The organism is Geodermatophilus sabuli, assembly GCF_010686765.1.
Classification (GTDB): domain Bacteria; phylum Actinomycetota; class Actinomycetes; order Mycobacteriales; family Geodermatophilaceae; genus Geodermatophilus; species Geodermatophilus sabuli_A.
Genome location: NZ_JAAGWF010000002.1, coordinates 29,458 through 50,903 on the forward strand (window position 1 = coordinate 29,458; position 21,446 = coordinate 50,903).

18 protein-coding genes are annotated in these 21,446 nt (G+C 74.3%); 8 read left to right on the forward strand and 10 right to left on the reverse strand.

Translation table 11 applies throughout. The annotated features are described in order from the left end of the window. On the forward strand, window positions 1-1,674 hold the full coding sequence (locus tag GCU56_RS00360; RefSeq protein WP_163479524.1) for an AMP-binding protein: 1,674 nt from the start codon (window positions 1-3) through the stop codon (window positions 1,672-1,674). Here GCU56_RS00360 and GCU56_RS00365 read toward each other — a convergent pair. The 8 genes from GCU56_RS00365 to GCU56_RS00400 form a co-directional block, all read right to left on the reverse strand. Further along, the gene (locus GCU56_RS00365; protein ID WP_345771552.1) at window positions 1,665-2,576 is read right to left on the reverse strand and encodes an IclR family transcriptional regulator domain-containing protein; all 912 of its coding nucleotides are present in this window, start codon (window positions 2,574-2,576) and stop codon (window positions 1,665-1,667) included. The two genes, GCU56_RS00360 and GCU56_RS00365, sit on opposite strands and share 10 nt — an antisense overlap. A 48-nt stretch (window positions 2,577-2,624) precedes the next feature. Continuing rightward, the gene (locus tag GCU56_RS00370) at window positions 2,625-3,065 is read right to left on the reverse strand and encodes an aconitase X swivel domain-containing protein (protein WP_204331235.1); all 441 of its coding nucleotides are present in this window, start codon (window positions 3,063-3,065) and stop codon (window positions 2,625-2,627) included. After that, complete coding sequence (locus tag GCU56_RS00375) at window positions 3,062-4,345, reverse strand: aconitase X (protein WP_163479525.1); 1,284 nt, start codon at window positions 4,343-4,345, stop codon at window positions 3,062-3,064. Before GCU56_RS00375 ends, GCU56_RS00370 begins: the two co-directional genes overlap by 4 nt. Next, on the reverse strand, window positions 4,342-5,694 hold the full coding sequence (locus tag GCU56_RS00380) for an FAD-dependent oxidoreductase (RefSeq protein ID WP_163479526.1): 1,353 nt from the start codon (window positions 5,692-5,694) through the stop codon (window positions 4,342-4,344). Before GCU56_RS00380 ends, GCU56_RS00375 begins: the two co-directional genes overlap by 4 nt. Further along, a complete protein-coding gene (gene ilvD, locus GCU56_RS00385) occupies window positions 5,691-7,415 on the reverse strand; it encodes a dihydroxy-acid dehydratase domain-containing protein (RefSeq protein ID WP_163479527.1) in 1,725 nt (574 codons plus the stop codon). Before ilvD (GCU56_RS00385) ends, GCU56_RS00380 begins: the two co-directional genes overlap by 4 nt. A 73-nt stretch (window positions 7,416-7,488) precedes the next feature. Continuing rightward, the gene (locus tag GCU56_RS00390; protein ID WP_204331236.1) at window positions 7,489-8,364 is read right to left on the reverse strand and encodes an ABC transporter permease; all 876 of its coding nucleotides are present in this window, start codon (window positions 8,362-8,364) and stop codon (window positions 7,489-7,491) included. After that, window positions 8,361-9,212, reverse strand: a complete 852-nt coding sequence (locus tag GCU56_RS00395; RefSeq protein WP_163479528.1) for an ABC transporter ATP-binding protein — start codon at window positions 9,210-9,212, stop codon at window positions 8,361-8,363. Before GCU56_RS00395 ends, GCU56_RS00390 begins: the two co-directional genes overlap by 4 nt. A 101-nt stretch (window positions 9,213-9,313) precedes the next feature. Continuing rightward, window positions 9,314-10,414 carry an ABC transporter substrate-binding protein gene (locus GCU56_RS00400; RefSeq protein WP_163479529.1) on the reverse strand — a complete coding sequence of 367 codons (1,101 nt, stop codon included), beginning with the start codon at window positions 10,412-10,414 and terminating at the stop codon, window positions 9,314-9,316. Between the two features lie 408 nt (window positions 10,415-10,822). Here GCU56_RS00400 and GCU56_RS00405 point away from each other — a divergent pair, with 408 nt between their 5' ends. Genes GCU56_RS00405 through ilvD (GCU56_RS00415) form a run of 3 tightly spaced genes read left to right on the forward strand, consistent with a single transcriptional unit; the run spans window position 10,823 to window position 14,987 of the window. Next, window positions 10,823-11,974, forward strand: a complete 1,152-nt coding sequence (locus GCU56_RS00405) for a hypothetical protein (RefSeq protein ID WP_204331237.1) — start codon at window positions 10,823-10,825, stop codon at window positions 11,972-11,974. Further along, complete coding sequence (locus GCU56_RS00410) at window positions 11,971-13,320, forward strand: FAD-dependent oxidoreductase (protein WP_163479530.1); 1,350 nt, start codon at window positions 11,971-11,973, stop codon at window positions 13,318-13,320. Before GCU56_RS00405 ends, GCU56_RS00410 begins: the two co-directional genes overlap by 4 nt. Beyond that, on the forward strand, window positions 13,317-14,987 hold the full coding sequence (gene ilvD, locus GCU56_RS00415; protein ID WP_163479531.1) for a dihydroxy-acid dehydratase: 1,671 nt from the start codon (window positions 13,317-13,319) through the stop codon (window positions 14,985-14,987). The genes GCU56_RS00410 and ilvD (GCU56_RS00415) overlap by 4 nt, the downstream gene beginning before the upstream one ends. On the opposite strand, the gene GCU56_RS00420 is transcribed toward ilvD (GCU56_RS00415), so the two are convergent. Then, window positions 14,936-16,327: an MFS transporter gene (locus tag GCU56_RS00420; RefSeq protein ID WP_163479532.1), complete on the reverse strand. Its 1,392-nt coding sequence runs from the start codon at window positions 16,325-16,327 to the stop codon at window positions 14,936-14,938. The two genes, ilvD (GCU56_RS00415) and GCU56_RS00420, sit on opposite strands and share 52 nt — an antisense overlap. A 435-nt stretch (window positions 16,328-16,762) precedes the next feature. On the opposite strand from GCU56_RS00420, the gene GCU56_RS00425 reads away from it, so the two are divergent. From GCU56_RS00425 to GCU56_RS00440, 4 genes are all read left to right on the forward strand, one after another. Beyond that, entirely contained in the window at window positions 16,763-18,097 is a 1,335-nt protein-coding gene (locus tag GCU56_RS00425; RefSeq protein WP_163479533.1) for an MFS transporter, read from the forward strand. A gap of 166 nt (window positions 18,098-18,263) precedes the next feature. Next, window positions 18,264-18,959 (forward strand): 4-carboxy-4-hydroxy-2-oxoadipate aldolase/oxaloacetate decarboxylase, encoded by a 696-nt coding sequence (locus tag GCU56_RS00430; protein WP_163479534.1) that lies wholly within the window; start codon window positions 18,264-18,266, stop codon window positions 18,957-18,959. After that, window positions 18,956-19,693 carry an alpha/beta fold hydrolase gene (locus GCU56_RS00435; protein ID WP_163479535.1) on the forward strand — a complete coding sequence of 246 codons (738 nt, stop codon included), beginning with the start codon at window positions 18,956-18,958 and terminating at the stop codon, window positions 19,691-19,693. The genes GCU56_RS00430 and GCU56_RS00435 overlap by 4 nt, the downstream gene beginning before the upstream one ends. Window positions 19,694-19,725: 32 nt before the next feature. Next, on the forward strand, window positions 19,726-20,001 hold the full coding sequence (locus GCU56_RS00440; RefSeq protein ID WP_163479536.1) for a muconolactone Delta-isomerase family protein: 276 nt from the start codon (window positions 19,726-19,728) through the stop codon (window positions 19,999-20,001). A gap of 4 nt (window positions 20,002-20,005) precedes the next feature. Here the strand turns inward: GCU56_RS00440 and GCU56_RS00445 are convergent, their stop codons facing one another. After that, window positions 20,006-21,439: an MFS transporter gene (locus GCU56_RS00445; RefSeq protein ID WP_163479537.1), complete on the reverse strand. Its 1,434-nt coding sequence runs from the start codon at window positions 21,437-21,439 to the stop codon at window positions 20,006-20,008. Window positions 21,440-21,446 lie beyond the last annotated feature (7 nt).

Sequence of the window (21,446 nt, forward strand, 5' to 3'; positions counted from 1 at the left end):
GTGACCGGGCCGGCCGGCGAGGCTCCCCGCTTCCGCGACAACCTCGCCACGCTGCTGGAGGCGGTCGCCGACGCGATGACCGAGCTGGACCCCGGCCGCACCGCGCTGGTGCACGGGGACCGGACCCTCACCTGGGCGCAGTTCGACGACCGGGCCGCCCGGCTGGCCGGGTCTCTCGCGGCCGCCGGCGTCGGCCACGGCGACCGCGTGGGCGTCGGCCTCCACAACTCCCCGGAGTACCTGGAGGGCGTCGTCGCGGCGCTCAAGCTGCGCGCCGTGCCGGTGAACGTCAACTACCGGTACCGGGAGGCCGAGCTGGAGCAGGTCCTGGCCATGGTCGACGCCCGGGCGCTCGTGTGCGACGGCACGCTGGCCGGTGCGGCGGTCGCCGTCGCCTCGCGGACGCCGGGGCTGCGGGCCGTCGTCGTCGTCGCCGGGGACGGGGACGGGGCCCCGCCGGGCGGCGCCACCGGGTACGACGAGGCACTGGCCGGACCGCCGCTGCCGCGCCGGGAACGCTCGGCCGACGACCAGGTCATCGTGCTCACCGGCGGGACCACCGGGCTGCCGAAGGGCGTGGTCTGGGACTGCGCGGGGCTGTGTGGCCTGGTGTCGTCGGCCTACAAGCGGGTCGACCTGCCGGTGCCCGCCGACACCGCGGGCGTCGTCGCCTCCGCCCTGGCCGCGGCCGGCGCCGGGACCGAGCCGGTGGTGCTGCCGGCCTCGCCGCTGATGCACGGCACCGGCTTCTTCGCCGCGCTGGGCAACCTGGTCCGCGGCGGCCGGGTGGTCACCCTCCCGCAGCGTTCGCTGGACTGCGCCGCACTCTGGACGGCGGTGCAGGAGCACCGGGTGGCCGAGTTGGTCATCGTCGGGGACGCGTTCGCCGTCCCGCTGGTGGCCGAGCTGGACCGGGCCGCCGCCGCGGGCACCCCCTACGACCTGTCGTCGCTGCGCCGGGTGTTCAGCAGCGGCGTGCGCTGGGGCACCCAGACCAAGCGGCGCCTGCTCGAGGCCGGGCACATGACCCTGCAGGACACGATCGCGGCCACCGAGGGCGGCCCCTTCGGCCTGTCGATGTCGGGCCCGGACCCGGACTCGGCCAACACCGTGTTCACGCTGCCGCCCAACGCGCGCGTCCTCGCCCCCGACGGCACCGACGTGCGGCCCGGCTCCGGACAGGAGGGCGTGCTGGCCAGCACCGGCAACCTGCCGCTGGGCTACCTCGACGCGCCGGAGGCCACCGTCGCGGTGTTCCGCACCCTGGACGGCGTCCGGTACGCCGTCCCCGGGGACTCCGCGACGCTGGAGGCCGACGGCACGCTGACCCTGCTCGGCCGCGGCTCCGGCGTGATCAACACCGGCGGGGAGAAGGTGTTCGCCGAGGAGGTGGAGCACGTCCTCGCCGAGCACCCCGCGGTGGCCGAGGCCGTCGTCGTCGGGGTCCCGGACGAGCGCTGGGGGAGCGTGGTGACCGCGCTCGTCGTCGCCGAGCCGGGCACCGCCCCCACCGCGCAGGAGCTGGCCGACCACGTCGGCGGCCGGCTGGCCGGGTACAAGCGCCCGCGGGCGGTGTCGGTGGTGCCGGTGATCGAGCGGACGGTGTCGGGGAAGATCGACCGGCGGTGGGCGGCCGAGCAGGCGCTGCGGCTGGACGCCCCGGCTCAGAGCTGACCGGGCGGGGTGGGCCGCGCGCCGAGCAGGGCGATGTCCCGCTCGATCTGCGCGGCGGTCTCCCGCAGCGCCTCCAGGGAGGTCCGTCGGAGCGCGGCGGCGGACATCCGCCGCGCGTGCGTGCCGACGTTCACCGAGGCGACGACCGTGCCGCCGGCGTCGCGGATCGGGACGGCGAGGGAGGTCACGCCCTCCTCGAGCTCCTGGTCGACGAGCGCGTACCCCTGCGCGCGGACGTCCATCAGGCGCTGGCGCAGCACCGCCGGGTCGGTCGTCGTCCGGGCGGTGCGGGCCGGCAGGGGGGTGCGCGCGAGGTAGTCGTCGAGCGCCTCGTCGGGGAGCCCGGCCAGCTGCGCCCGCCCGTGTGAGGTCAGGTACGCCGGCAGCCGGGTGCCGATGCTGATCCCGCTGGACGCCACCCGCCGGGGGCCGACCCACGCCACGTAGACCACGTCGTCACCGTCGAGGACGGCGATGCTCGTCGTCTCCTTCAGCCGGTTGGAGAGGGCGGTCAGGTGCGGCGTGGCCACCTCGGGGAACGACAGGAGCGACAGGTAGGTGTAGCCGAGCTCCAGCACCGTCGGCCGCAGGTGGAACCGGCGCTCCACGGTGCCGACGTAGCCGAGGTCGACCAGGGTGAGCACGAAGCGGCGGGCGGCCGCGCGGGTCATGCCGGTGCGCCGCGCGATGTCGCTGAGCGTGAGCTCCGGCTCGTCGGCGGTGAACGCCTTGACGACGGCCAGCCCGCGCTCCAGTGACTGCACGAAGTAGTCCCCGCGTGGCCGGACGCCGGTGGCCTCCGGGCCCGCGTCGTCCTCGGGGCCGGCTGCGGCGTCGGGTTCGGTCAGTGGGCCCAGCTCCTCCGCGCGTGCGCGGCCCTGCGCCGCGGTGTCCGTGTCCACTCTCGATCCTCGTCCCTGCTCTGCGCGCCGGGGGAGGCTCCGCCGGCGCTACCCACCCCGCCGGGTGATGGTCAGCTCGCCGCGGTCGGCGTCCACCCGCACCAGGTCGCCGGTCGCGATCAGCTCGAACGGGTCGCCGTCCAGGTCGGTGATCGCCGGGACGTGGGTGACCACGACGCCGAGCGCGATCTTGGTGTTCATCGTCGTGAACACCATCGCGGCCGGGGCGGAGCCCATCAGCCGGGACATGTGGAACATGCCCGACCACCCCGAGGAGCCCTTCGCGCCCCGGAACACCAGCACCTTGCCGGCGAAGGACTGCCCGACCAGCTCGTGGCGGGACTCGATGACCCGGCCCTTGCGCGGCTCCACCCCGCCCCAGCCGGAGATCGCCTCCCGGGTGACCAGGGCCTCGCCCTCGGCGACGCCCCCGACCAGCCCGCGGCCCCGCAGGACGACGGTCTCCCCGCTGCGCGCCAGATCGGTCACGGCTGCTCCCCCCGCCAGGTGCCGGTCACCGCGGCGTCGACGCACTCGGCGAGCGTGCCGAACCAGCCCTGCACGTTCATGATCGCGGGCAGGTAGTGCACCTGCTTCGCCGAGTCGGTGGCGATGACCCGGGTGCCCTTCGGGAGGAACTGGCCGATCGCGGGGCAGGTGTCGCTCATCAGCAGCGCCCCGGCGTCCTCCAGGGCCTTGGCGTAGCCGTTCTGCTCGGCGACGTGCCGCAGCGCCCGCGGGGTGAAGACCCACAGCTCGCTGTCCGGGTGCACCCGGCGGCCCTCGAGCAGCCGGACGACGTCCCGGATCTGGCCGAGGGTGGCGTGCGGGCAGCCGATCATCACCAGGTCCACCGACGTGTCCGAGGCGGTGGCGTTGAGGTGCTCGTAGGCCTCCCGCCGCTGCGCCGGCCCGTACCCGAGGGTCTCGACCGGTGTCCGGCCGGCGAGGGCCTCGTCGCGGGTGCGGGCCTCCGCGGTGATGCCCGGGACGTGGTACATCTCCACGCCGCCGGACGAGGCCGCCGCGGCGCCGAAGTGCTTGAGCCGCACCAGGTCGGGGGTGGTGCCGGTGATGCCGTCGACGACCGGGATCGCCTCCTCCGGCACCTGCTCGCCGATCCAGTAGCCCAGCAGCCCCCAGTCGCGGTTGCTGGTGACCGGCGTGCTCACCTCGATGAGGTGCGAGCCGCGCCGGTTCTCCTCCAGGTGCAGTCCCCAGTAGGGGATCTTGCCGGTGAGCATCGCCGCGCCGGTGCTCTCCCGGCCCTCCACGTTGGTGCGCGCACCGAGCACGGAGTTGACGTAGACGACCGCCGAGCTCTCCATCCAGGCGCAGTGCTCGCCCTTGAGCGGCACGTTGCCCACCTGGTACGGCGTGCAGGTGGTGAGCAGGTGGATGCCGTGCTCGGCGTTGTACTGCTCGCTGGCCATGATCTCGTCGTGCTCGGCCTGCGGCAGCCCCTGGACCTGCCAGTTCTTGGTGTCCATGGGCCCGATGAGCTGGTAGCTCTGCGCCTTCACCGGGGGGATGGTCAGCACGGTCGGTGCGTCCAGGCTGTGCTCGGAGAACGCGGCGTCCGGCGTGGGGGAGCCGCAGACCAGGCTGTGGCGGGAGCCGAACAGGTTGGCCCCGCACACGTTGTCGGTGTCGACGAGCCGCTCGGCGCCGAGCACCTCGCCGTAGCGGACCAGCAGGTCCATCGCGGCGGCGACCGCCTCGCCCTGCTCGCCGTCGAGCATGGCCTGCTCGTCGTCGGCCAGCCTCATCGGGTGCCCTCGCCGCCGAGGAAGGCGCCGTCCTCCTCCAGCCGGGCCTGGAGCTTGCCGACGTCGATGTCGCCGACGGCCACGCCCGCGCCGAGGGCGAGGTCCGCGGCGGTGCCGGCGGCCTGGCCCATGGCGAAGCAGGGGCCCGAGACCCGGGCGCTGGACTGCCCCTCGTGGGTCATCGACGCGCACCGGCCGACGACGTAGGTGTTGGTCAGCACCTGCGGCACGATCATCCGGAACGGCAGCTGGTTGTAACCGCGGGGATCGCGCTGCCAGCGGATCTCGACGTCGCCCTCGACGTGCGCCTCGACCGGCCAGCCGTTGACGCCGATCGTGTCGGGGAAGTCGACGCAGTCGAGGATGTCGGCCTCGGACAGCTGGTAGGGCCCGATGATCCGGCGGGTCTCGCGGATGCCGATGTCGGGGGCGATGTCCACCACGTAGGAGGCCTCGAACCCGGGGACCTCCCGCTGGAAGAACGGGAAGACGTCGCGCACCTGGCGGCGGCCCTGCAGCTCGCCGCGGGTCAGCTGCCACACGTCGGTGCCGTCGATGGCGCTGCCGTCGGCGTTGGACAGCTGGGTGATGTTGGCCCGCCACTCCAGCGGGTTGCGCTGGGGGCGCACGATCGGCCGCTTGCGCGGGAAGGAGAAGCGGCCCGATCCCTCGGCGTCCTCCATCAGCGCGGGCAGCTGGTCGTAGGTGGCGCGGGCCGCGTCGGCGTCGACCCCGTTCACCCGGAACATCAGCGACGGGTAGAGCATCCCGTGCCGGGGATCGGTCTTCTCGAAGGGTGCCCCGGCCCAGGCCGCGAGGTCGCCGTCGCCCGAGCCGTCGACGAACACCTGCCCCCGGATCGCCCCCCGGCCGGACTTCGACTCGACCAGCAGCGCGTCCACCCGGTGCTCGTCGGCCATGACGACGCCGACGGCCAGGGCGTGGAAGAGCAGCTGCACGCCGGCCTCGACCAGCATGTCGTCGAGGGCGATCTTGTACGCCGAGATGTCGTAGGCCTGCGCCAGGATCCGGTTGGCGAAGCTCAGGTGCGGCGCGTTGAGGCCGTCGAGGGCGTCCATCCGGGTCAGCAGCTCGTCGGCCAGCCCGTGGATCACCTGCCGGTGCTCCCCGTGCACGTTGGCGTGCAGGCCACAGAAGGTGGACAGGCCACCGGCGCTGCCGGCCCCGCCGGTGTAGCCGTTGCGCTCCACCAGGATCGTCGAGCGGCCCGCGCGGGCGGCGGCGGCCGCGGCCATGACACCGGCCGGTCCGCCGCCGACCACCACGACCTCGTACTCGCCGAGGACGGCGGTGCGCCGTCCGGGCTCGTCCAGCCAGCTCTGCGTCACGGGCCGTTCTCCTCGGGGGTCGGGGTGCGGCCGGGGGCGGGGGCGGTGAGCACCGCGCCGCCCGGCACGGGGGAGACCAGCCGGCGGTAGGCCGACAGCCAGCCGTGGTCGGGGCCCAGCTCCGGCGCGCCGAGCCGGTCCCGCCGGGCGGACAGGACGTCGTCGGGGACCTCGAGGTCGACGGTACGTCGGTCGACGTCGATGACGATCCGGTCGCCGTCCTCCACCAGGGCCAGCGGCCCGCCGAGCGCGGCCTCCGGGGTCACCTCGCCGACGACGGTGCCCACGTTGACCAGGCCCGACATCTGCCCGTCGGTGACCAGGGCGACGCTGTCGCCGAGCCCCGCGCCCTCGAGGGCGAAGACGACCGCCGAGCCCAGCGCCATGCCGGGCCCGCCGACGACCCCCAGGCCGCGGACGACGAGCACGGTGCCGGGTCGCACCTCGCCGTTGGCCAGTCCCTCGAGGGCCGCGTCGCGGGAGGGGTAGCACAGCGCGGTGCCCTCGAACCGGCGGGCGCCGCGGTCGTCGACCGGGCGCTTGACGACGGCGCCACCGGGCGCCAGCGACCCGCGCACGATGACGATGGTGGGGCGGGTGCCGAACGGCTGGTCGGCCGGGCGGACGACCTCCGCGTCGGCCACCGTCGCGCCGGCCAGCACCTCGCCGAGCGTGCCGCCGTCGACCGTGCGGACGTCGAGGTCGAGCATCCCGGTCAGCTGCGACAGCACGGCGCGGGCGCCGCCGGCCCGCTCCAGGTCCTCGATGAAGTGCGGGCCGTTGGGGCGCACCGCGCACAGCAGCGGCACCCGGTCGGCCAGCTCGGCGAACAGCCCCGGCACGTCGACCGGGCAGTCCGCCTCGTGCGCGACGGCCTGCAGGTGCTTGATCGAGTTCACCGACGCGCTGGTGGCCAGCATGAGGGTGACCGCGTTGCGGAAGGCCCCCTCGGTGAGCACCTCGCGCGGGCGCAGGCCCTCGGTGACCAGCTCCACGATCCGCGCGCCGGCCCGCCGGACGCCGTCCCACATGGCCGGGCTGTTGGCCAGCACCGGGGTGGTGCCGGTCAGCGACATGCCCAGCGCCTCGCACGCCATGTGCATCGTGTTGGCGGTGCCCAGCCCGGCGCAGACCCCCGGGCCGCGGATGGCGTTGTCGGCCATCCCGCACAGGTGCTCGAGCGACATCCGCCCGGCCGCGACGGAGCCGGCGGCGAGGAACACCTCCTCGATGTCCACGTGCTCGCCGCGGTAGTCACCGCTGGGCTGGTAGCCGCAGCCGACGACGATCGTGGGGATGTCCAACCGGCCGGCGGCCATGAGGTGCGCCGGCGCGGTCTTGTCGCACGAGGCGAGGGTGACCATGCCGTCGAGCTGGGCACCCTCGACGGCCACCTCGATGTCGTTGGTGATCAGGTCACGGCTGGGCAGGATGTAGCGCCCGTCCCGGCCGGCCGAGGTGATGAAGTCGCTGGGGGCCGCCGTCCGGACCTCGAACGGCACGCCGCCGGCGGCCCGGATCGCCTCCTCCAGCGCCGGCACGATGCCGTCGAGGTGGCTGAAGCAGATCGCCAGCTTCGACGAGCTGTTGACGATGGCGATCTTGGGCTTGGTCATGTCCTCGTCGGGGATGCCCAGCGCCCGCCACTGGGCCCGCCGCACCGCCCAGCGCGAGCTGCCCTCCTGCAGGTTGCTGCGCAGGGGGCGCGGCGGAGTGGTCACGGGGTCTCCTCGCTGGCGCTCGTCGGCCCCGTGCCGCGAGGTGCTGTGCTCATGCGTGACCTCGCGAGCTCGGTCACGGGCTGACCCCGGCCACCGAGTCGTGCCACGGGATCATCAGCCGCTTGGTCAGGGTGACCGCGGCGTAGAGCAGCGAGCCCATGAGCGCCAGCAGCACGATGACGGCGAACAGCTGCGGGGCGTCGAGGGCGTTGAGGCTGCGGACCACCAGGTGGCCCAGGCCCTCGCTGCCGCCCAGGTACTCACCGACGATCGCGCCGATGACGGCGAACACGATGCCCACCTCGGCGCCGGCGAAGATGTAGGGCAGCGTGCTGGGCAGCTCGAGGCTCTTGAACGTCGCCCACTTGCTGGCGCCCAGGCCGCGCATGACGTCGCGGTGCCCGCGGTCGACCGAGCGGACGCCGAGCATCACGTTCAGCATGATCGGGAAGAAGGCCAGGATCCCGGCCATGATGATCTTCGACGTCGTCCCGAAGCCGAACCAGATGACGAAGATCGGGATGAACGCGACCTTCGGGACCACCTGGAGGGCCACCAGGGCGGGCTGGACGGCCCGTTCCAGCCAGATCACCCGGCCGAGGACGGCGCCCACGGCCGTGCCCACGATGAGCGCGAAGAGGAAGCCGACGAGCACCTCGTAGAGGGTGATCCAGATGTCGCGCCAGACCGCCCCGCCGGAGAGGAGGTCGATCAGCGACCGCCACACGTCCAGCGGTGCGGGGAGGATGAACTCCGACACCCCGATGACCGAGACGGCGAACTGCCAGCTGCCGATCAGGACCACCAGCAGGATCGGGGTGGAGATGAAGGGCAGCCACTTCATCAGGGTGTCGCGGTCCTGCACCGGCGCGTCCGGGTCCTTGGCCGCCGGCGGGCGGGGGCCGGCGGTCGCGGCGGTGGTCTCCGAGGACTTCACGAGATCGGTCATTCTTCGTCCAGTTCGTGGCGGAGCACCCGGACGATCTCCTGGAACTCCGCGCTGGTCTCGGTCTCCAGCGAGCGCGGCCGCGCCAGCGGGACGGGGGTGACGGAACGGATGCGGCCGGGCCGCGGGGTGAGCAGCACGACGCGGTCGGCGAGGAACACGGCCTCGTTGATGGAGTGCGTGACGAAGACGACGGTGGCGCCGGCCTGCGCGTGGATCGACTGCAGCTCGAGGTTCATCTTGTCGCGGGTGAGGGCGTCCAGGGCACCGAACGGCTCGTCCATCAGCAGGATGGTCGGGTCGTAGCTCAGCGCCCGGGCGATCGCGGCGCGCTGCCGCATCCCGCCCGAGAGCTCCCGCGGGTAGGCGTTCTCGAACCCGGGCAGTCCCACGAGTTCGCAGAGCTCGGTCGCCCGCGCCCGCCGCGCCTTCTTGCCGACCCCGCGGAGCTTGAGCGGCAGCGCGATGTTGTCGGCGACGGTGTACCAGGGGAACAGGTTGGCGTCCTGGAACACCAGCCCGAAGTGCTCGAAGGCCTTGTCGTTGCGCTTGCCGCCCCGCCAGATGCTCTCCCCGTCGGCGGTGACGCTGCCCGAGCTCGGCGGCAGCAGGCCGGCGAGGATCCGCAGCAGGGTCGTCTTCCCGCAGCCGGACCGGCCGACCAGGGAGATGAACTCCCCGCGGGCGATGGAGAGGTTCACGTTGCTGAGGGCGTGCACCTCCCCGCGGCGGGCCTGGTAGATCTTGTCGACCCCGGAGACCTCCAGCTGGGACTGCCCGTCCAGGGCGCCGGGGGTGCGGGCCGCACCCGGGCGGGGTGCGACGTCGGGTTCGGTGGCAGGGGCGGTCATGCGGTCCTCCCGTCGTCCGGCCTCGGCCTCGGGGACCCCGGACGGGGTGGCCCCGACGTGCGTGGGTGAGCCGGGTCCGGCGCTCGCCGGTCGGGGCGCGGTCACGGCGCCGGCGCGAAGTCGTTGGTGTACCACTCGGCCGGGTCCAGGCCCTCGGGGACGAAGCCCGAGCCCGACATCTCCTCGTACACCGCGGTCCACTGCTCGTCCACGGTGCGCGCGATCTCGCCCTCGCCGGCCGCGGTCCACGACTCGACGTACTGGGACAGCGCGCCCTGCGCCACGGCCGGGTCCTGGAGGGTCGGGATGTCGTACTCCGAGAGGCACTCGATCGTCTCGGCGAAGTCGTTGGCCTCGTCCTCGGCGACGAACTGCACCGCCGCCTTGATGGCCGCCAGGTAGGAGCGCAACTGCTCCTGCTTCTCCGGGTCGTCGGCCTGCTCCTGCGAGGTGATGTAGACCTGCCCGCCGCTCTCGACGTCGTCGGACGGGGCGTAGATGACGGCGTCGGGCTGCTGCTCCTCCAGCGCCACCGCGGTGTCGAGGGAGACGATGTAGCCGCCGATCCGTCCGGAGGTCACCAGGTCGAACACACCCGGGGCCAGGCCGACCACCTGGGTCTGGACGTCGTCGGGGTTGATGCCGGCCGAGGCGGCCGCGAGCTTCAGGATGATCTCGCTGGTCCCGCCCTCCGACGGCGTGCCCATGAGCCGGCCCTCGATGTCCGCGGCGGTCTCCAGCGGGTCCGACTGCGCCGACACGAAGCGGATGGTGCCGGTCTTGAAGATCTGGCCGACGTTGACCAGGGGGGCGTCGCGCTCGCCGATCGCCAGCATGGTCTCCATGTCGCCGACGCGGGTGATCAGCGCGCCGCCGGCGATCACGGTCTGGATCGCCTGGGCCGAGCCCTGGGTGGTCTCGAAGCTCACGTCGAGGCCCTGCTCCTCGAAGTGCCCACAGGCCTGCGCGACCAGCTCGGGGGTGAAGGTCAGGCTCTCCAGCGGGAGGATGTTGAGGAAGGTGACCTCCTGCAGCTCGCCGCCGCCGCCACCGCCACCGCCGGTGCCGCCGCCGTCGCCGGCCGCCTCGTCGTCCCCGCCGCCACAGGCGGCCAGGAGGGTCGCGGCGCTGACGGCCGCCAGGGTCACCTGCCAGCGCGGGCGGCGACCGGAGCGGGCGGAGCGTGCGGTCGTGCGGGTCATCGAGCTCTCCTTCGAGCGGCGGGGCGGTCGGGTTCGGTCCGGAGGACGGGCGTCGTCGACACCGGCGGGACGGCGAGCGGTCTGGCCACGGCGGTCTCCCTGCGGGTGGCAGTGGACGGGCGGTGGAGGTCGGCGGGACGACGAGGTGGGCCGGCGGCGCCGATGTGTGCGGCATGCGAGCAGTCGTGCTCCTACCGAACATTATGGCGCCCATCACAGGGGTGTCAACGGGAGGATCCCGACCCGGGCGGCGCCCCGCGTGATCCGTGACCGAGATGTGACCCACACCGCTCGCGCCCTTGACCCGGAGGCCGCGCTGGGGGAGCGTCTGTGCGCAGAGAGAGCGCTTGTACGGATGGCGCACACCATGGCGCTCGATCCCGGCGCGCCCACCAGGAGGGAGAACCCGTGAGCAGCGGGCTGGACTCGAGGGACGGCGTGGCGGGGGCGGCCGACGACGCCGGCCGTCCACGGGTGGACATGGAGACGCTGCGGCGGGTCCAGGAGTACTACGCCGGCCAGGGCTGGACCGACGGGCTGCCGGTCGTCCCGGTGACCGACTCCTACCTGGCCGAGTTCCTCGCCCGGACCGACCGTGCCCCCGACGACGTCGTCTTCCGGATGCCGCACCTGCAGCGCTCGTGCACGGTGCGCTCGGCCGCGATCAACGCGGCGATGGCCGGGTGCCTCCCCGAGTACTTCCCCGTGGTGCTGGCCGCGTGGGAGGCGCTCACGCTCGAGGGGTACGCGGGCAAGGGCATCTGGCAGAGCACGACCGGCACGGCGCCGATGCTGGTCGTGAACGGCCCCGTCCGCGAGCAGCTCGGGATCAACAGCCGCGGCAACGTCTTCGGCTCGGGGTTCCGCGCCAACGCCACCATCGGCCGGGCCCTGCGGCTCACCGCGATCAACGCCTTCGGCCTGCAGCCGCAGCAGCTGGACCAGGCCACCCAGGGGACGCCGGCGAAGTACACCTGCTGCATCGGGGAGAACGAGGAGGACAGCCCCTGGACCCCGTTCCCCGCCGACCACGGTTTCGCCCCCGGCGAGAGCACGGTCACCGCGATGCTGATCCGCTCGGTCATCCACCTGGAGGCCCGGCACACCGAGGACCCCGAGCAGCTGGGCCGCGACCTCGCCGGCACGCTGGCCCGCACCGGGGCCCTGGTGCACGAGACGATCAGCGGCTGCCTGGTGCTCGGCCCCGAGCACGCGCACCTGTTCCACCGGGCCGGCTGGTCGCGGACCGACGTCCGGCAGTTCGTCCACGAGCACGCGGTCAACACCCGGGCCCGGCTGGCCGAGGTCGGCAAGGACGCGATCTCCAAGGAGACCCGCTGGCGGCTGCCGGCCGGCCACCCCGACGCGGTGCCCGGGTCGGACGCGGGTGCCCCGGAGGACCTCGTCCCCGTGCTCAACTCGCCCGAGGCGCTGCTGGTGACCGTCGCCGGCGCCCACAACGCGGGCGTGTCCGCCGTCGCCGAGACCTTCGGCCCCCGCGGCGGCGCCCCGGCCATCGCCCGCGTCCCCGCCGACCCGTCCACCGGAGGACCCCGATGAGCAGCACCGTCCACGAGCCCGCCCGCGACATCCCGGTCCACGGCGAGTTCGACGTCGTCGTCATCGGCGGCGGGCCGGCCGGGATCACGGCCGCCGCCGCGGCGGCCCGGACCGGCCGCAGCACCCTGCTGGTCGAGCGCTACGGCTTCCTCGGTGGCGCCGGCACCATGGGCGGGCTGTCCACCTTCTGCGGCCTGCACGCCAAGGTGCACGGCGAGCACCGGCAGGTCGTCCACGGCCTGGCCGACGAGCTGCTGGAACGGCTGGTCAAGCTGGACGGGCTCAACGAGCCGCACCTGACCATCAACGACGGCATCCTCGCCCAGGCCTTCGACATCTCCGCCTACAAGCTGGCCGCCGACGAGCTCGTGGTGGACGCCGGCGCCCGGCTGCTCTTCCACGCCACCGCGGTCGGGGTGGTGATGGCCGACGACGACACGATCGACGCCGTCGTCATCGAGTCCAAGTCCGGCCGGGCCGCCGTCCGCGGCCGGGTGTTCGTCGACGCCTCGGGGGACGCCGACGTCGCCGCCTGGGCCGGGGTGCCGTTCGAGAAGGCGCCGCACCTGCTCTACCCGTCGCTGATGTTCCGGATCAACGCCGTGGACGTCGCGGCGGCCGGCCCCGCCCCGTGGCGCACGGTCGAGCGGCTCATGGAGGAGGCCGAGGCCGCGGGGACCCACACGTTCCCGCGGAAGAAGCCGATCGTCCGCCCGCAGCGCAACCCGCTGGAGTGGCGGGCCAACCTGACCCAGCTGTCCAACGCCGACGGCACCGCTGTCGACGGCACCGACGTCGACCAGCTGACCCGCGGCGAGCTGCAGGGCCGGCGCCAGGCCTTCGACGCCTTCGACTTCATCAAGCACCGGACGCCGGGCTTCGAGGAGTCCTACATCGTCGACCTCGCCCCGCAGATCGGGATCCGCGAGACCCGCCGGGTGTTCGGCCGGTACCGGCTCACCGAGGACGACGTCCTCGACTGCGCCGACTTCCCCGACACGATCGGGGTCAACGGCTGGCCGGTCGAGGCGCACGTCGCCGGCACCGTGGAGTTCCGCTGGCAGCGCGGTGAGGACCCCCGCGGCTACAACCAGCTGCCCTACCGGATGCTCGTGCCCGAGCGGGTGACCAACCTCTTCGTCGCCGGCCGCTGCGCCTCGATGACCCAGGGCGGTCAGTCCTCGGCCCGGGTCACCGGCCCCTGCTTCGCGATGGGGGAGGCCGTCGGGACGGCGGCCGACCTCGCCATCCGCGACGGCGTCGCCGTGGGCGACGTCCCGATCGACGAACTGCAACGGCGCCTCGAGCTCGGCGGCGCCTTCCTCGGACGGCAGGAGACGGCATGACCGTGCTGCGCAGCAACTTCCCCGTCGGCGGCACCCCGTGGGCGATGCGCAAGGCGCAGTGGACCGCGCTGGGGCTCTCCGACGAGGACATGGAGAAGCCCAAGATCGCCATCGTGAACAGCTCGTCCAGCCTGGCCAGCTGCTTCAGCCACCTCGACGGTGTGGTGCCCCCGCTCATGGCGGCGATCCGGGCGGCCGGCGGCGTCCCGTTCGAGGTGCGCACGGCGGCGTCCAGCGACGCGATCACCAGCGCCGGCGCCCAGGGCCGGTACATCCTGCCGACCCGCGACCTCATCGCCAGCGACATCGAGGTCGCCGTCGAGGGGGCCCAGCTCGACGGGATGGTCACCCTCGCCTCGTGCGACAAGACCACCCCCGGCCAGCTCATGGCCGCGGGCCGGCTGGACATCCCGACCATCGTCGTCGGCTGCGGGTACCAGCCCTCGGGGGTCTTCCGCGGCGAGCACGTCGACTTCGAGGACGTCTTCCTCTACGCCGGGCACGTGGCCACCGGCGCCATGACCGTCGAGGACCTGGCCGAGATGGCGTCGGTCGCGGTCGGTGGCCCCGGCGTCTGCGCCGGCATGGGCACGGCCAACTCGATGCACATCGCCACCGAGGCGCTGGGCATGATGCTGCCCGGGAGCGCACCGGTGCTGGCCAACAGCCCGAAGATGTTCGCCGACGTCGAGCGCGCCGGGCACCGGATCGTGGAGCTGGTGCTCGAGGACCTCCGCCCGCGGCAGGTCATGACCCCCGGCGCGTTCCGCAACGCGGTGGTCGCGGTGCTCGCGATCAGCGGGTCGGTCAACTGCGTCAAGCACCTGCAGGCCGTCGCAGTGGAGGCCGGGTGCGACGTCGACGTGCTGGCCCTGTTCGAGGAGCTGGCGCCGCAGGTGCCGCTGCTCACCGGCGTGAAGCCCAACGGCGACCGGCGGATCGACGAGTTCGAGGCGGCCGGCGGCGCGCAGGCACTGCTGCACCGGCTGCGCCCGCTGCTCGACCTCGACCAGCCGGTGGTGGCCGGCGGCACGCTCGGCGACGTGCTGGGCGCCGCGCAGGTGGCCGACAGCGACGTCATCCGCTCCGTCGACGACCCGCTGGCCCGCCACCCCGGCATCACCATCGTCCGGGGCTCCCTCGCGCCCGAGGGCGGCGTGGTCAAGCGCACCGTCGAGGACGACGGGGTGCACCGCTTCACCGGCCCGGCCAAGGTCTACTCCTCGCGCGACGAGGGGATCGCCGGCATCCGCGGCGGCGAGGTCAGCCCCGGGGACGTCGTCGTCCTGTCCGGGCTGGGCCTGCGCGGCTCCCCGGGGATGGCGCTGACCTCGGCGTTCATCTTCGCCCTCGACGGCGCGGGGCTGGGCGACCAGGTCGTCGTCGTCACCGACGGGCAGATGTCCGGGCTGGTCAACAAGGGCCTGGTGATCGCCGAGGTGAGCCCCGAGGGCGCCGTGGGCGGTCCGATCGGGCTGGTCCGCGACGGCGACACCATCTCGGTGGACGTCGACGCCCGGAGCCTCGAGCTCGAGGTCCCGGCCGACGAGCTCGAGCGGCGCCGCGCGGAGCTGCCCCCGCTGGCCGCCCCGACCGGCTGCGGCTGGCTCGACGTCTACGCGCGGACGGTGGCGCCGCTGTCCCGCGGGGCGACGCTGGGCGGCTGAGCGGCGGTCCGGCCCACCAGCAGCCCGGTCAGGACGGCGGCCACCAGGCAGACGCCACCGCCGACGACGCCGATGACGGTGTACCCGGCACCGTCGGGCAGGCCGCCGTCCGCCGGGGTGACCGCGGCGAGCACCGTCGCGGTCAGGGCGCTGCCGACGGCGAAGCCGGTGTAGCGGCCCACCTGGTTCAGGGCCATGGCACTACCGGTCTCCCGCTGCGGGACGGCGGCGACGACCAGCCCCGGGGCCGCGGCGAACACCGTGCTCACGCCCAGGCCCGCCACGGCGGTGACGACGAACAGCACCCAGAGGTCGGCCCGGTACAGCGCGAACAGGGTCAGCGACGCGGCCATGAGCAGCGCACCGACCGGGAGCACCACCCGCGGGCCGTGTCGCTCGCCCAGCCGGCGGGAGAGCGGGCCGGCGAGCATGCCGGCCAGCGAGAACGGCAGCAGCACCGCCCCGGCGACGAGCACCGAGGCGCCGAAGCCGTAGCCGCTGACCGTCGGTGTCTGGGCGAAGATCGGCACCGAGCTCATCATCAGGTAGTTGGACAGGCTGACCAGGAACACCGACAGGTGGCCCGCCGAGGCCAGCCGGCCCCGGGCCAGCCGCAGGTCGATCAGGGGCGCGCGGACCCGCAGGGCGACGGCGGCCCACGCGAGCAGGGCGACGACCGAGCCGGCGCTCACCAGCAGGACACGGGCCGACGACCAGCCCCACTCCTCGCCCTCGCTGAGGGTGACCAGGGCGCCGGCCAGACCGGCGCCGAGCAGGACGGCGCCGGCCAGGTCGAACCGCCGGGGCGCCATGGGCGGAGCGGCCGGCAGCACCAGCGCGGCGGCGACGAGCGCGCCGGCGCAGACCACCGTCGCGGTCCAGAAGGCCGCCGTCGCCGACGCGTAGGTGGCGATCGCCCCGGCGATGGGGAAGCCGAGACCGACGCCGGAGACGACGGTGATCGACAGCGCCGCGATCGTGCCCTTCGAGCGGTCGGGGGGCAGCGCGTCCCGGGCCGTGGCGATGAGCAGCGGCATGAGGCCGAGGCCGAAGCCCTGCAGCCCCCGCCCGGTCAGGAAGAAGCCGAGGGGCAGCGGCAGCGCGGTGAACATGCCCCCGAGCACCACGAGACCGAGCGCGGCCAGCACGACCGCCCGGCGGTGCGGGCCGTCCCCGAGCCGGCCGAGGGCGGGGGTGGCGACCGCACCGACCAGCAGCGGCATGGTGAGCGACCACTGGGCCACGTGCAGCGGCACGTCGTGCAGGTCGGCGACGGCCGGGATCAGCGGGGCGCCGACGCTGCTGGTGACCGCCACGACGGTGCCCAGCAGGATCAGCACCGGTACCAGGAACCGCGGGGTGCGCCGGCCCGGCTCGTCCCCTCCCTCCGGTCGCGGACGCGCCGCAGCGGCGGCGGTCCCCGTCCCGGTGGCGGGGTCCGCCGCGGCGGCGACCGGCTGCTCGCTCAGGAGGGGGAGCCCACGGAGTGGGTGTCCGTGATCTCGGGCGACTGGTCCAGCGTCACCATCGGTGGTCTCTCCTCGGGCTCGGGTGGACGGGTCCGGGCGTGCCGGCCGGGACCCCCCTGGGGCGGCGGACGCGCTCCGGAGCTGCCCGTCCGCGGCGGGGTACACGGTAGGCGCCCGCGGTGGCGACCGCGCCGGGCACCCTGCCCCCGGTCCCGGCGCGGTCGAGGTGCCGATGTCCGCGCGGTCGCGCACTCTCGGTGCGCCCACACCGCCCAGCCCGCACGGCGTCCAGAGGAGTGCACCCCCGTGGCCAGGACCAGCAGCACCACCCCCGCGACGGGCGGCCCGTCGCGCAAGGGGATCTTCGCGGCGAGCTTCGTCGGCACGTCGATCGAGTGGTACGACTACTACATCTTCGGCACCGCGGCCGCGCTGGTGTTCGGGACGGCGTTCTTCCCGGACGCCGATCCCACGGTCGGCACGCTGGCCGCCTTCACCACCTTCGCCGTCGGTTTCCTCGCCCGCCCGCTGGGTGCCGCGGTCATCGGCCACTACGGCGACCGCATCGGCCGCAAGTCGATGCTGGTGCTGACCCTGCTGCTGACCGGCGGCTCGACCTTCCTCATCGGCGTGCTGCCCACCTACGCCGCCATCGGCATCGGCGCACCCCTGCTGCTGGTCTCGCTGCGCCTCATCCAGGGCTTCGGCGTCGGCGGTGAGTGGGGCGGTGCGGTCCTGATCGCCACGGAGCACGCCAGCCCGAAGCAGCGCGCGGTCTACGGCAGCTTCGCCCAGTTCGGCGTGCCGATGGGCGTGCTGACCTCCAACCTCGCCTTCCTCGCCGTCTCCGGCCTCGACGACGACGACTTCCAGGCCTGGGGCTGGCGCATCCCCTTCCTGCTCAGCATCGTGCTGGTGGTCGTCGGCTTCCTCGTCCGATCCCGGCTGCAGGACGCCCCCGAGTTCCAGGAGGTGAAGGAGAAGAAGGAGGTCAGCAAGATCCCCGTGGCCGAGCTGTTCCGGCGTCAGCCGCGCACGCTGATCCTGGCCAGCCTGGCCTCGATCGCGCCGCCGGCGGTGGGCTACACCGTCATCGTCTACATGCTCAACTACGGCACCGAGGTCGTCGGGTTCGACCGCAACACCCTGCTGTGGCTCATCCTGGCCTCCACCGTGCTGTGGATCGCCACGATCGTCGTGGCCGCCGTGGTCGCCGACCGGATCGGGTCGAAGAAGGTCTTCATCGTCGGGGCGCTCACCGCGGTCATCTGGCCCTGGCCGCTGTTCGCCCTGGTCGACACCGGCAGCGCCGCGGCCGCGCTCCTGGGCTTCAGCGTCGCGGCGCTGGTCCAGGGGATCATGGCCGGCGCCCAGGGCGGCCTGTTCACCGAGATCTTCGAGCTCAAGACGCGCTACAGCGGCATCTCGATCGCCTACCAGCTCGGCGGCATGATCGGGGGCGCGGTGACCCCCATCGTGGCCGTCGCGCTCTACGACGCGTTCGAGTCGTCGACGCCGATCGCCCTGTACGTGGCCGCCCTGTCGCTGGTCAGCCTGGTCGCCGTCCTCGGCATCCGGGTGACGTCGTCGACCGGGCGGGCGGCCGACGTCCCGACGTCCGCGGCGACCGCCCGGCGCTGAGTCCGCGGCCCCCGTGCCCCCGCCCGCTCCCTCGTGCGGGGCCACGGGGACCCGGCTCCCGGCAGGTCCGGGGGGCCGACCAGAATGACCCCGCCCAGGTCGCCCCGCCGGACCGGCTCGCGCCGGCCCGGGCAGCGACCCCCGCCCCGACGGAGGAGCAGCAACAGTGGGAACCCGGCACGTCATCGTCCGCAACGTCCCCCGGCCCGACGAGGACGCGGTCAGCGTCCTGGGGAGGGTCGGCGTGGCGACGGCTCACGAGGCCATGGGCCGCCGCGGCCTCACCCACCCGGTGCTGCGGCCGATCTACCCGGGCGCCCGCATCGCCGGCCGGGCGGTGACCGTGCTGAGCCAGCCCGGTGACAACCTCATGATCCACGCGTCGATCGAGCAGACCGGGCCCGGCGACGTCCTCGTCGTCACGACCACCTCGCCGTCCACCGACGGGATGTTCGGCGAGCTGTTCGCCACCCAGCTGGCCACCCGCGGCGTGCTCGGCCTGGCCATCGACGCGGGGGTGCGTGACGTGTCCGAGCTGACCGCGATGGGCTTCCCCGCCTGGTCGCGCGCGGTGTCCGCGCAGGGGACGGTCAAGGCCACCCCCGGGTCGGTCAACGTGCCCGTCGTGCTTGCCGGGGCGCTGGTCCGCCCCGGCGACGTCGTCGTCGCCGACGACGACGGCGTGCTGGTCGTGCCACGGGAGGACGCGCCCGCGGTGGCCGAGGCCTCCATCGCACGCGAGGACAGCGAGCAGGAGAAGCGCGAGAAGTTCCAGGCCGGCGTGCTCGGCCTGGACGTCTACGGGATGCGGCCCACGCTCGAGCGCCTCGGTGTGGTCTACGTCGACGAGGAGGGCCGGTGAGCGAGCTCGCGAGCGCACGCGGGGGGCACGGCAGCGCCTTCGTCCTGGTCCACGGCGCCTGGCACGGCGGCTGGTGCTGGGACCGGGTCGCCCCGGCTCTGCGCGCGGCCGGCCACGAGGTGCACGCCCCGACGCTCACCGGGCTGTCGGAGCGGTCGCACCTGCTGTCCCCGCTGGTCGGGCTGGACACCCACGTCGAGGACGTCGTCCGGGTGATCGACACCTTCGGCCTGCGCGACGTCGTCCTCGTCGGGCACAGCTACGCCGGGCAGGTGGTCACCGCGGTGGCCGACCGGCGGCCGGAGGCCATCGCCCGGCGGGTCTACCTGGACGCCTTCGTCGGCTCCGACGGGGAGGCCGCCCGGGACCTGCTGCCCGAGCAGGTGGAGCACCACTGGGCCGAGTCCGCGGCCGAGCAGGGCTTCGGCTGGCTGGTCCCGGTCCGCAAGCTGTCGGTCCTCGGGGTGACCGACCAGGCCGACGTCGACTGGCTGACCCCCAAGCTGACCCCGCACCCCTGGAAGACCTACCTCGACCCGCTCGACCTCACCGGCGCCGTCGACTCCGTGCCGGCCGCCTTCATCGAGTGCGTCACCTGGATGCGGGTGTTCCAGGCGCAGGCCGAGCGCGCCCGCGAGCGGGGCTGGCCGGTGCACGAGCTCGACACCGGGCACGAGGCGATGGTCACCGCCCCCGAGGCGCTGGCCGACGTCCTGCTCGAGCTCGCCCGCTGACCCCCGTCCCCGTACCCGACCAGGAGGTCGTCGTGGAGTTCCTCGTCCGTTCCGAGAACCGGCTGCCCCCGGAGACCCCGGTCGAACGGCGGGAGGAGTTGCGCGCCGCCGAGCGGGCCCGCGCCATGGAGCTGCGGCAGGCGGGCGTCCTCAAGCGGCTGTGGCGGGTGCCCGGGCGCAACGCCACCATCGGGCTCTACGAGGCGGCCGACCCCGCGGCCCTGCACGACGCCCTGGTGTCCCTGCCGATGGCGCCCTGGCTCGACGTCCACGTCGAGGCGCTGGCGCAGCACCCGCAGGAGCGCTGAGCCCTCAGCCGGCCGGCTGCCGCCGGCGGGCCGCCCGCAGGGTGAGCCCGCCGGCCAGGACGGCGGCCGCGAGGCAGGTCGCGCAGCCGACGGCGGAGACGGCGGTGTACCCGGCGGCCGACGGCAGGCGCGCCCCGGGCTCGGTGGCGGCCGCCAGCACGCCGGCGCTCAGCGCGCTGCCGGTCGCGAACCCGACGTAGCGCAGCACCTGGTTGAGCCCCATGGCACTTCCGGTGTCCTCGGGCGGGACGACGGCGAACAGCAGCCGGGGCATGACCGCGTACGTGCCGCCGATGCCCGTCCCCGCCAGCGCCATCAGCGCGAACAGCTCCCACAACCGCTCCGGGCCGGTGAGCAGCCAGAGGAACGCCGTCGCCGTGACCGCGGCGCCGACGGTCAGCGCCGACCCGGGACCGGAGGGACGGTCCAGGTCCCGCACCAGCCGCCCGGCCAGCAGGCTGCCCAGCGAGAAGGGCAGCAGCAGCAGTCCGGAGACCACGACCGGCACGGCGAAGCCGTGACCCGAGGACACGGGTGCCTGGGCGATGATCGTGACGACGGTCAGCAGCACGTAGTTGGCGACGCCGGCCAGCAGCGCCGTGGTGTGGCCGACCAGCGCTCCGGCCTGCCGGGCCTGCCGGAGGTCCACCAGGGGAGCGGGCACGCGCAGCTCCCGCGCCACGAACCAGCCCCCCAGCGCCACCGCGCTCGCGGCGAGGGCCAGCGCGGGGGTCGACGTCCAGCCGAGGTCGCCGCCCTCGGCCAGCAGGACCAGCGCCGATCCCAGCCCCCCGCCCAGCAGGAGCGCGCCCGGGAGGTCGAGCGGCCGGCGGGAGGCCCTGCTCGCGGGCGGCAGGACCAGCGCCGCGACGACGACCACGACCGCCGCCAGGACCGCGCCGCAGCCGAACGCCGCGTGCAGACCCCATCCCTGGGTGATCCACCCGGCCAGGGGGTAGCCGAGGCCGACGCCGGCCACGGTGGTGATGGACAGCGCTGCCGCTGCCCGCTGGGCCCGCTCGCCGGTGAGGGCGTCCCGCGCGACCGCGATGGTGAGCGGGGTGAGCCCGAGCCCGACGCCCTGCAGCGCGCGACCGGCCAGCAGCCAGCCCAGGTCCAGCGGCAGGGCGGCCAGGACGCTGCCGGCCGCGACGACGGTGAGCACGGCCAGCACGACCGTCCGCCGGTGCGGCCCGTCGCCCAGCCGGCCGAGGACCGGCGTGGCCACCGCGCCGACCAGCACGGGGAGGGTGAGCGACCACTGGGCATCGGGAACCGGCACGTCGTAGGCGTCGGCGACCGTCGGCACCAGCGGCGCCCCCAGACTGCCGACCACGGTGACCACCGTCGCGACGAGCACGAGGGCCGCGGGAAGTGCGGAGGAGCCGTCCCCCCGCACCGGCGCCCGGCGGCCGCCGCCCAGGGCCCGGGGGAGCATCCACCAC

Coding starts and splice junctions, on each gene's coding strand:
- GCU56_RS00395 (WP_163479528.1), bottom strand. CDS start 9,212: ATGACCGCCCCTGCCACCGAACCCGACGTCGCACCCCGCCCGGGTGCG.
- GCU56_RS00410 (WP_163479530.1), top strand. CDS start 11,971: ATGAGCAGCACCGTCCACGAGCCCGCCCGCGACATCCCGGTCCACGGC.
- GCU56_RS00390 (WP_204331236.1), bottom strand. CDS start 8,364: ATGACCGATCTCGTGAAGTCCTCGGAGACCACCGCCGCGACCGCCGGC.
- GCU56_RS00400 (WP_163479529.1), bottom strand. CDS start 10,414: ATGACCCGCACGACCGCACGCTCCGCCCGCTCCGGTCGCCGCCCGCGC.
- GCU56_RS00445 (WP_163479537.1), bottom strand. CDS start 21,439: ATGCTCCCCCGGGCCCTGGGCGGCGGCCGCCGGGCGCCGGTGCGGGGG.
- GCU56_RS00375 (WP_163479525.1), bottom strand. CDS start 4,345: ATGAGGCTGGCCGACGACGAGCAGGCCATGCTCGACGGCGAGCAGGGC.
- ilvD (WP_163479531.1), top strand. CDS start 13,317: ATGACCGTGCTGCGCAGCAACTTCCCCGTCGGCGGCACCCCGTGGGCG.